This is a genomic window from Bradyrhizobium sp. PRIMUS42, from assembly GCF_023006515.1.
GTDB lineage: Bacteria > Pseudomonadota > Alphaproteobacteria > Rhizobiales > Xanthobacteraceae > Bradyrhizobium.
This window is the reverse complement of the sequence record NZ_JALBGZ010000194.1, coordinates 1-9,364: the sequence shown is the minus strand read 5'-3', so window position 1 is coordinate 9,364 and position 9,364 is coordinate 1. Positions and strand designations below refer to the sequence as shown.

The 9,364-nt window shown below is 64.6% G+C and carries 10 protein-coding genes; 8 read left to right on the top strand and 2 right to left on the bottom strand.

The features are described from left to right. Positions 1 to 809 (bottom strand): ABC transporter substrate-binding protein (locus MOV75_RS16615; protein ID WP_247006213.1); only part of this gene is annotated, 809 nt, incomplete at its 3' end. A 229-nt stretch (positions 810 to 1,038) separates the two neighbouring features. Between MOV75_RS16615 and MOV75_RS16610 the strand changes: the two genes are divergently transcribed. The 7 genes from MOV75_RS16610 (at position 1,039) to MOV75_RS16580 (ending at position 6,873) form a co-directional block, all read left to right on the top strand. Next, positions 1,039 to 1,407, top strand: a complete 369-nt coding sequence (locus MOV75_RS16610; RefSeq protein WP_246925921.1) for a hypothetical protein — start codon at positions 1,039 to 1,041, stop codon at positions 1,405 to 1,407. A gap of 118 nt (positions 1,408 to 1,525) precedes the next feature. After that, positions 1,526 to 1,930, top strand: a complete 405-nt coding sequence (gene hisE, locus MOV75_RS16605) for a phosphoribosyl-ATP diphosphatase (RefSeq protein ID WP_246925923.1) — start codon at positions 1,526 to 1,528, stop codon at positions 1,928 to 1,930. A gap of 144 nt (positions 1,931 to 2,074) precedes the next feature. Then, entirely contained in the window at positions 2,075 to 2,677 is a 603-nt protein-coding gene (locus MOV75_RS16600; protein WP_246925924.1) for a YqaA family protein, read from the top strand. Between the two features lie 47 nt (positions 2,678 to 2,724). Continuing rightward, a complete protein-coding gene (locus MOV75_RS16595) occupies positions 2,725 to 3,243 on the top strand; it encodes a hypothetical protein (RefSeq protein WP_246925925.1) in 519 nt (172 codons plus the stop codon). Between the two features lie 36 nt (positions 3,244 to 3,279). Further along, positions 3,280 to 4,680: an aspartate ammonia-lyase gene (locus tag MOV75_RS16590; protein WP_246925926.1), complete on the top strand. Its 1,401-nt coding sequence runs from the start codon at positions 3,280 to 3,282 to the stop codon at positions 4,678 to 4,680. 302 nt (positions 4,681 to 4,982) lie between these two features. Beyond that, entirely contained in the window at positions 4,983 to 5,951 is a 969-nt protein-coding gene (locus tag MOV75_RS16585) for a nitronate monooxygenase family protein (RefSeq protein WP_246925927.1), read from the top strand. Between the two features lie 148 nt (positions 5,952 to 6,099). Further along, positions 6,100 to 6,873, top strand: coding sequence for a thioesterase family protein (locus MOV75_RS16580; RefSeq protein WP_246925928.1), 774 nt, complete (start codon positions 6,100 to 6,102; stop codon positions 6,871 to 6,873). Between the two features lie 341 nt (positions 6,874 to 7,214). Here MOV75_RS16580 and MOV75_RS16575 read toward each other — a convergent pair whose 3' ends face one another. Continuing rightward, positions 7,215 to 8,777, bottom strand: coding sequence for an AMP-binding protein (locus MOV75_RS16575; RefSeq protein WP_246925929.1), 1,563 nt, complete (start codon positions 8,775 to 8,777; stop codon positions 7,215 to 7,217). A gap of 123 nt (positions 8,778 to 8,900) precedes the next feature. Here MOV75_RS16575 and MOV75_RS16570 point away from each other — a divergent pair. Continuing rightward, on the top strand, positions 8,901 to 9,364 hold a 464-nt coding region (locus MOV75_RS16570; protein ID WP_247006211.1), incomplete at its 3' end, for a nitronate monooxygenase family protein.

Here is a 9,364-nt window from a genome sequence, read left to right as displayed (position 1 = left end):
GCCTCGTCCGCCGCACGCGCCGGCTCCTTGACGGTCGCAGCGATGCCGGCGATCAAGGCGCGGACGAAGCCCTTCACAGCGTCCGGCTTTGCTGCGGCGAAGGCGGGACTGACCACCACGGCGAAGCCATAGGCCTCGCAGCCATAGTCGGCATAACGCAGCACGACCAGATCGGCTCCGGGCACGCCGCGGTCGCGCAGGTTCACCGCGGAGAGATAGTTGAAGCCCGCGACGGCATCGACCTGTCCTGCGGACAGGATCGGCTCGCGCACCGCGGCGCCAATCTTGTGGAATTTGACGCGGGATGCCTTGATGCCGTTCTGCTGCGCCAGCGCCGGCCACAGCCGCATCGACAGATCGCCGTCGGCAACGCCGACGGTCTTGCCGTCGAGATCGGGCAACACATGGATGCCTCGGCTCCTGCGCGCGACGATCGCGTAGGGCGCGCGGTTGAACAGCACGAACACGGCTTTGACCGGCGCCGCATCTTCCTTGTCGCGAAAGCGGATCAGCTCGTTGATGTCGACGAGCGCAAGCTCGCTGTCGCCCTTGGCGACGCGTGCGAGCGCCTCGGGCGATCCGGTTGCGATGCTGAAGGACACGTTGAGACGCTCGGCGCCGAAGCTGCCGTCCTTCGCCGCAAGGAAGAACGGCGCCATGCTCGCGTCCAACGGGCGGTCGAAGCTGAAGTGGATCGCAAGGGAGGGCGCAGCGGTCTCGGCCGCGCTGACATCGCGGGCGATCAGTGTCGCAAGCGGGATCGAGAGGGCCAGCAGGCAACGAAGCGCGATCGACTTGAAGTCCGACATCAGTTGCGTCGGTCCCGCATTGTTATGGTTTCGCGACGCTCGCAGCGCCGGCCGGCAGCCAGTCTGTCCGCGCCAACATGAACGGAGGATGAGCGGCGTTGCGGCATCGTTACGCAACCCCGTTCAGCTTGTGTTGGGGTTCGGGAACCCAACTTAGGTCATGCGGGTTTGATAGGCATGAGCCTGTCCGCAGGCGTCGCATTCCAGGTCCCAAAGGAGGGCCCAAGACATGTTCGAGCGATTCTCCAAGTTTGCGGGCCGAAAGGCCGTTCTTGCCACCGCCGCGGTGCTGGCGCTGACCAGTATTGCCCCGACCGCGTCCTATGCGGGCGGCCGCCATTGGCATGGCGGCGGAGGCGGTGCTGCTGCTGCTGCGGCTTTCGCGGCCATCGGCACCGGTCTCGCCATCGCCGCGAGCCGTGACTCCTACGCTTATGACTACGGTCCGGGCTATGGCTATTACGGCGGTCCGGCCTATTACAGCGGCCCCGCCTATGGGCCGTATTATGGTCCGGGCCCGAACTACCAATATCAGCGCTATGGCGGCACCGCTCCGTCCGAGCTCTGCGGCCAGGGCTACTACCAGAACTGCTACTAGGTTTGGCAGCACAGGTTTGAACAGGACAGGCCGTCGCGGTTGCCGCGCCGGCCTGTTTTCTGCTTTTATTGTCGCGCGTTAACGCGCTCGACATTGCTTTAGAGTAGTTTTGAGTACCATGAGTGATTCGCTTGAGCGGCTATATCTGGCTGTGCTCGCGGCCAGGGATCTTGATCCGGCAACATCGCGTACGGCCCGGCTGTTTCAGCGCGGGCCTTCCAAAATGGCGAAGAAGCTGGCCGAAGAGGCCATCGAAGTCGTGATCGATGCGGTCAACGGCGACAGCGAGGCCGTGATCCGGGAAAGCGCGGACCTGCTCTACAATCTCACAGTGCTCTGGGCCTCTGCCGGCGTGCGTCCCGAGGACGTCTGGCGCGAAATGACGCGGCGTGAAGACATGCTCGGCATCGCCGAGAAGCTGCCGAAATCCTCGATGAAGCTGCCCAAAGTCGCGTCGCCGCGCGTGGCCGCCAGGCGGCCAATTGTCGCGCTCGAGGGCCGCACAGCGCGCAAGCGCCACTAAAGCGCGATGAAACCAGGATGAACGGTCATCGCGCTTTAGCCTCTTGTTTGAGCATGATCTTTTCGGAAAACCGCTGCACACTTTTCCGGATCATGCTCGAAACGCCATAATTCGCCTCAATCTCGGCATGGACAAATCCGTCCCATGGTGCTTCATCGCGGCGCCATGCTGAAACGTATTTACGATTGGTGCATCGACGCCGCCCACAAGCCCTACGCTCTGTGGATCATGGGCGTCGTGTCTTTCGCCGAAAGCTCGTTCTTTCCGGTCCCGCCGGATGTGATGCTGATCCCGATGTCGCTGGCGCGCCCGCAGCGCGCCTGGGTCTATGCGATGGTCTGTACCGTCACCTCGGTGCTCGGCGGCGTGGTCGGCTACGCCATCGGTGCGCTACTGTTCGACTCGGTCGGCCAATGGCTGATCCAGGTCTACGGCCTCGGCGGCAAGGTCGAGGCCTTCCGCGCCTCCTACGCGGAATGGGGCGCGGTGATCATCCTGCTCAAGGGGCTGACGCCGATCCCCTACAAGCTCGTCACCATCACCTCGGGCTTCGCCGGCTACAACATCGTCCTGTTCGTCCTGTGCTCGATCGTCGCGCGCGGCGGACGCTTCTTTATCGTCGCGATCCTGCTCAACCGCTATGGCGACTGGATCCGGGTCAAGATCGAGAAGCATCTCGGACTCGTGGTGGCGGTCGGCGCTGCCGTGCTGGTGCTCGGCTTCGTGGTGGCGGTCAAGCTGATCTAGATCCACGGCGCTTTGCCGCAGGGCCGGCTTCGGCTACGGTTGCCGTCATGATGGTTCGATCCGGCAATGCCGCCGTGCGGCTCGGGACGCTGATGTCAGCAGTGCTGCTCCTGCTCGGTGCTTGCGGGACCGGGTGGGCGCAATCGGCGCCGCCGTCGCTTGGCTTGCAGGAGCAAGGGCCGCAGGCTGCGCCGCCGCCCTCGACGCCCGCACCTGCAGAGAATCCCGGGCTGTTCAACGAAATGGGCAAGCTGTTCGACAAGCTGCCCTCGATCCTGCCGCCGATCAAAAGCCCCAGTGAAACAATGAACGATCTGTCGCGGCTGGCCAAGCCCTCCACCATGGTATCGGGTCGCGTGGCCTGTCCAGCCTCGTCGAACGGTGCGCCCGACTGCAAGCAGGCCGCCGACCAGCTCTGCCAGAGCAAGGGATACAAGGACGGCAAGAGCCTGAATGCCGACTCCGCGGAAAAATGCTCGGCCAAGGTCCTGATTCCCGGCAGGGCTCGCAAGCCGGACGATTGCCGCACCGATACTTTCGTGACCAGCGCGCTGTGCCAGAACTGACGTGAAGGCCTCGCGCGCATGCAGCAAGGAGCGCCCATGAGCCGTACGGAGCAGGACTTCCTCGGACAGCGTGAGATCGCCGACGACATCTATTACGGCGTCCAGACCATCCGGGGTAAGGAGAACTTCCACATCACCGGCATTCCGATGAACCAGGAGCCTTACTTCGTGAAGGCGCTCGGTTACGTCAAGAAGGCTGCCGCCATGGCCAATCGCGATCTCGGTGCGATCGACGCCAAGGTCGCGGACGCGATCATCCTCGGCTGCGACCGCGTCATCGCCGGCGACATGATGGACCAGTTCGTCACCGACTTCATCCAGGGCGGCGCCGGCACCTCCACCAACATGAACGCCAACGAGGTGATCGCGAACCTCGCGCTGGAATCGCTCGGCTTCGGCAAGGGCGACTATCAGCACGTCAGTCCCAACGACCACGTCAATTACGGCCAGTCGACCAACGACACCTATCCGACCGCGTTTCGGCTCGCGCTGATCCTGCGGCTCGAAAGCTACATGACCGCGCTGCGCCAGCTCCAGGAAGCTTTCTTCGCCAAGGGTCGCGAGTTCGACCGCGTCCTGAAGATGGGCCGCACGCATCTCCAGGATGCGGTGCCGATGTCGCTCGGGGCCGAATTCCGGGGATGGGGCACCACGATGGGCGAGGAGGTCGACCGTATCTCCGAAGCGCGGGCGCTGCTGCGCGAGATCAATCTCGGCGCCACCGCGATCGGCACGTCCGTCACGGCGGCGGTCGGCTATCCCAAGCTCGCGGTCCGGCATCTGAGCGCGCTCACAGGCGTCGACTTCATCCTCGCGGGCGATCTCGTCGAGGCGACCTCGGACACCGGCGCCTATGTGCAGCTCTCGGGCGTCCTCAAGCGCACGGCGAGCAAGCTGACGAAAATCTGCAACGACATTCGCCTGCTCGCGTCCGGTCCGCGCGCAGGCTTCAACGAGATCAACCTGCCGCAGCTTCAGCCGGGATCCTCGATCATGCCTGGCAAGGTCAACCCCGTTATCCCCGAGGTCGTCAACCAGACCAGCTTCCTCGTCATCGGGCTCGACACCACGGTGACGCTCGCGGCCTCGGCGGGCCAGCTCCAGCTCAACGTGATGGAGCCGGTGATCTCGTTCGCGCTGTTCTTCTCGATCCGCACCATGGAGCGCGCGGTCAACAGCCTGCGCGAGAATTGCGTCGTCGGCATCACCGCCAACGAGGAGCACACCCGCAACATGGTGCTGAATTCCCTCGGTATCGTCACGGTGCTGAAGCCGCTGCTCGGCTACAAGCAATGCGCCGAGATCGCGCGCGAGGGCTACAAGAGCGGCAAGTCGCTGCACCAGATCGTCGTGGTCGAGCGCAAGCTGCTGACGCAGGAGAAGTGGGACGAGATGTTCTCGTTCGAGCGGCTGATCAATCCGGATCTGATTGCGTAGGTCGTGGTCATCCGCGGCTCTCGCCTCCTCATTGCGAGGAGCCCTTGCGACGAAGCCAGGCTGTCTCCACGGAAAGAGACTGGATTGCTCCGCTTCCGCCTTCGCTCTTCGAGCTTCGGCGGACAAGTCGCCCGCAATGACGGCGAGGACGGATAGCCGTATGCTGTCGGAATTCCGCGCCTTGGAATTGCGGTAACGGCATCCGGCGCGGCGGCACAACGCAATACTTGACAGTGGAAAGATTGCCTTGTTGGTATGGTGCCCAACCTTCCATTGATCGGCCAACAGAGGATCGTTTCGCTATGTCCATGCCTGCGTTGTTCAAGGGACGCCTGTCGATCCCCGTGATCGGCTCGCCGCTCTTCATCATCTCGGTGCCCGATCTCGTGATCGCGCAGTGCAAGGCGGGGGTGGTCGGCTCGTTTCCGTCGCTGAACGCCCGGCCGCCGGAGCTGCTCGACGAATGGCTGGCGCGCATCACCGAAGAGCTCGCGGCCTATGACCGGGCCCATCCCGACCGGCCCTCGGCGCCGTTCGCGGTCAACCAGATCGTGCATAAGTCGAACAACCGGCTCGACCACGATATGCAGCTCTGCGCCAAGTACAAGGTGCCGATGATCATCTCCTCGCTCGGCGCCCGCGAGGAGCTGAACCAGGCCGTGCACGGCTGGGGCGGCATCGTCTTCCACGACGTGATCAACCAGAAGTTTGCGCGCAAGGCGATCGAGAAGGGTGCCGACGGCCTGATCCTGGTTGCGGCCGGCGCCGGCGGTCATGCCGGCACCATTTCGCCGCTGGCCTTCGTCGCCGAGACCCGCAAGTGGTTCGATGGTCCGATCGCGCTGTCGGGGGCGATCGGCAACGGCAAGGCGATCCGCGCCGCGCGCGTCCTCGGCGCCGACTTCGCCTATATCGGCTCGGCCTTCATCGCGACCAAGGAAGCCAATGCGGTCGAAAAGTACAAGGAGATGATTGCCGGCTCGACCGCCGACGACATCGTCTATTCCAACCTCTTCACCGGCGTGCACGGCAACTACCTGAAACCTTCGATCCTCGCTGCCGGCATGGATCCCGAGGATTTGCCGACCTCCGACCCTTCCAAGATGAATTTCGGCACCGACGCCTCCGGCGAGCGCGCCAAACCGAAGGCCTGGAAGGAGATCTGGGGCTCGGGCCAGGGCATCGGCAGCATCGAGGGCGTCGTGCCCGCCGCCGAACTGATCGCGCGCTTCAAAAAGGAGTACGACGAAGCGATCGATCCGCCGTTGTGATCGCTCTCGTGTCCCGGACGCGCTGCAGCGCGCAACGCTGCTGCGCGGAGCCGGGACCCATCGAAGCAACGTATGGACCCCGGATCAGCAGCGCACCGCTACGCGCTGCGCAGCGTCCGGGGAACGTCAACTGAGGCCGATTGAAACGATGACCGCCATCTACCGCGTCGAGGGCAACAGCGTCGTCACCGGCCCGGGTGCCGCTGGTCCCTGGGACCCGCGCATGCAGCACGGCTCGGCGCCGGCCTCGCTGGTGACATGGGCGGCGGAACGCATCCCGACGCCTGTGCCGATGGACGTCGCGCGCCTCACGATCGATCTGATGCGTCCGGTGCCGGTCGGGCCGCTCACGATTGCGACCGAAATCTTGCGTGAGGGCCGCAAGATCCAGCTCTGCGAGATCAGGCTGCTCGCCGACGGCGTGCAGGTGGTCGGCGCCACCGTGCTCAAGATCAGGCGCCAGGCGCTGACGCTGCCCGACGACGTCGAGCAGCCGCCGGTCACGTTGCCCTCGCCTGAGGATTCGCTGGTCGAGGACAGTGTCGCCGTCACCAGCCCGTTCGTGCGATTGGTCTCGATGCGCGCCGCGCGCGGCCGCTTCGGCCAGGCCGGCGCCGGTGCGATCTGGTTTCGTGTCGATCATCCACTGATCGAGGGAGAAGGCATCTCGCAGGCGATGCGCGCCGTGGTCGCCGCCGATTTCTCCAACGGCACCGCCTCGATGCTCGACTTCCGCGCCTGGACGTTCATCAACGCCGACCTCACCGTGAGCTTCGCACGTCAGCCGGTCGGCGAGTGGATCCTGCTCGACGGCGAATCCTGGATTGGTTCCGACGGCGCAGGACTGGCTATGTCCCGGCTAGCCGACCGGCAGGGCTATTTCGGCCGAGCGGTGCAGAGCCTGGTGATCGAGAAGCGGTGAGCGTGACGGTAAGCCCCGGATCGCTCTTTGGCCGATTGAACGGCAGGCTTCCGCCGCCGCGGAAGGGATGCTCGGTCGTGTTCGAAGAGGCATCCTGCCAGTTCACATTCCGTAGAAGATCTTGATCTCCCACAGCACCACGATGATAGCCGTGATCAACGTGACCGCGGCGACTGCACTTTCCAGGGAAGCGACTCTCATCTTACTCTCCGCTTCCCAGCCCCATCAGCGGTCTAGGTGATTCCCCGATTCGCCGGCAATTGCGTGGACGCTGCGCGCGCGCACTCCGTTGCGCGTTGTGGTGTCGGGGCAACAATGACACCGTAGAATCCCGGGGTATTTCACCCCACCATTCGGTCCCGGCCGCTCCAGAAGCCCGCACGCAGCACCTTCTTGTCGACCTTGCCGACGCCGGTCATCGGCAATTGCTTGACGAACTGGATCTGCTTGGGCGCATGCGCAGAGCCTTTTCGCGTCCTGACCAGGTTGATCAGCTCATCCGGATCGGGCCGAGCGCCCTCGCGCGGCACCACGATGGCGGTGACGGCTTCGCCCCATTTCTCGTCGGGGATGCCGACGACCGCGACCATGGCTACATCGGCGTGTTGCGACAGCACGTCCTCGACCTCGCGCGGGAAGATGTTGAAGCCGCCGGACACGATCATGTCCTTCTTGCGGTCGAGGATGAACATGTAGCCGCGCTCGTCCTTCCGTGCGATGTCGCCGGTATGGACCCAGCCGTTCTTCAGCGTTTCGGCGGTGATGTCAGGCCGCTTCCAGTATTCGGCCATGACATGCGGGGCGCGCACGCAGATCTCGCCGGCCTCGCCCGTCTTCACCTCCTGATCGTTGTCGTCGAGGATCCTGACCTCGCAGGCCGCGATAGGGAAGCCGCAGGACAGAAACAGTTCGGGCGTCCTGGGATCGTGATCCGCCTTGCGCAGCACCGAGACCGGATAGCATTCGGTCTGGCCGTAGAGCTGCGAGAACACCGGTCCGATGCGCTCGATGCCCTCGACCAGCCGGCTCGGCGACATCGCGGACGCCCCGTAGAGCACCAGCTCGAGTGAGGACAGATCGCTCTTGCCCAGCGCGGGATGGTCGAGCAGCACGTAGATCATGGTCGGCACGAACAGCGTGAAGTTGATGCGCTCGCGCGCGATCGTGGCCAGCACGGTCTCGGGATCGAATCCCTTCAGCATGTGGACGGTGCCGCCGCGCATCAGGGTCGGCAGCACTTTCGTGCCGGCGACATGACTGATCGGCGCGACCGTGAGGTAGCGTGCGGCGTCGGGGATCTCGAAATCGGCGAGGATCGCAGCGGCGGCTCCGGCATTCTCGCGGTGATAGCGCAGCGCGCCCTTGGATTTGCCGGTGGTGCCGCCGGTGTAGTTCAGCGTCGAGAGATCGTCGAGACTGGCGAGGCACTGCGCGCTGGCGTGTCCCGCGCTCTCGATCGCCGCCAGCAGATCGGCACCGTAGCCGGCCGGCCCCATGGTGAAGACTGCCTTGAGTCGGCTCGCTCTCGCGGCGAGTTCGCCGCCGCGGTCGCGGAAGGCGGCCGCATCGACCACCAGCATCTCCGCCTCGGAATCCTCGAGCTGGAACAGCTGGTCCTCCAGCGATCCCAGCGGATGCAGCCAGGTGATGCAGAGCCGCGACAATTGCGCGGCGACGCCGGCGCACCAGGTGTCGGCCCGGTTCGCGGTGAGGAAGGCGACGCGCGCGCCCACCTGCAATCCAAGCCGCATGAACACGCCCTGGATGCGTCCGATCAGGTCGATCGTGCCTTGATAGGTCAGTGATCCCTCAGGCCATGCGAAAGCGGTGCGGCCGGGATAGCGCGACAGCGCCCGCAGCGTCTGCGCGCAAGTCGGGGACGATGCGTGGAGCGGATCGGACATATGTTTCCTCTTTGCTTGTCACCGGCTTCTGGCGTGCCAATGTTGCGGATGACGCTAGCACAGGAACTGCGGGATGAAACGACAAAGCCCGTGCGGCGAGGCAAGAGCGACAAGGAGAATTGAGTGACATCCGATCGACTGCAACGCTTTCGCGATCGTCTCGCTTTGCCTTTGATCGCAGCGCCGATGTTCCTGGTGTCGGGCGTCGAGCTCATGATCGCGGCCTGCCGCAACGGCGTCATCGGCAGCTTCCCCACCGTGAATTGCCGCAGCACGGACCAGCTCGATGAATGGCTCACCGCGATCGAAACGCGGCTGCGCCAGCACGAGGATCAAACCGGCCGCAAGGCAGCGCCGCTCTGTCCGAACCTGATCGTGCACCGCTCCAATGCGCGGCTGGAGCAGGATCTCTCCGTGCTGCTGCGACATAGGCCGGAGGTCGTCATCACTTCGGTCGGCTCGCCCGCGCCGGTGTTGAAGCCGCTGCACGATGCCGGTGCGCTGGTGCTGGCGGACGTCGCTTCCATCCGCCATGCCGAACGCGCGGCGGAAGCAGGTGCCGACGGGCTGGTGCTGCTCACCGCGGG

Bases quoted from the DNA above. Each gene is read 5' to 3' on its own strand.
- MOV75_RS16610 (WP_246925921.1), top strand. From the start codon at position 1,039: ATGTTCGAGCGATTCTCCAAGTTTGCGGGCCGAAAGGCCGTTCTTGCC.
- hisE (WP_246925923.1), top strand. From the start codon at position 1,526: ATGAGTGATTCGCTTGAGCGGCTATATCTGGCTGTGCTCGCGGCCAGG.
- MOV75_RS16600 (WP_246925924.1), top strand. From the start codon at position 2,075: ATGGTGCTTCATCGCGGCGCCATGCTGAAACGTATTTACGATTGGTGC.
- MOV75_RS16595 (WP_246925925.1), top strand. From the start codon at position 2,725: ATGATGGTTCGATCCGGCAATGCCGCCGTGCGGCTCGGGACGCTGATG.
- MOV75_RS16590 (WP_246925926.1), top strand. From the start codon at position 3,280: ATGAGCCGTACGGAGCAGGACTTCCTCGGACAGCGTGAGATCGCCGAC.
- MOV75_RS16585 (WP_246925927.1), top strand. From the start codon at position 4,983: ATGTCCATGCCTGCGTTGTTCAAGGGACGCCTGTCGATCCCCGTGATC.
- MOV75_RS16580 (WP_246925928.1), top strand. From the start codon at position 6,100: ATGACCGCCATCTACCGCGTCGAGGGCAACAGCGTCGTCACCGGCCCG.
- MOV75_RS16575 (WP_246925929.1), bottom strand. From the start codon at position 8,777: ATGTCCGATCCGCTCCACGCATCGTCCCCGACTTGCGCGCAGACGCTG.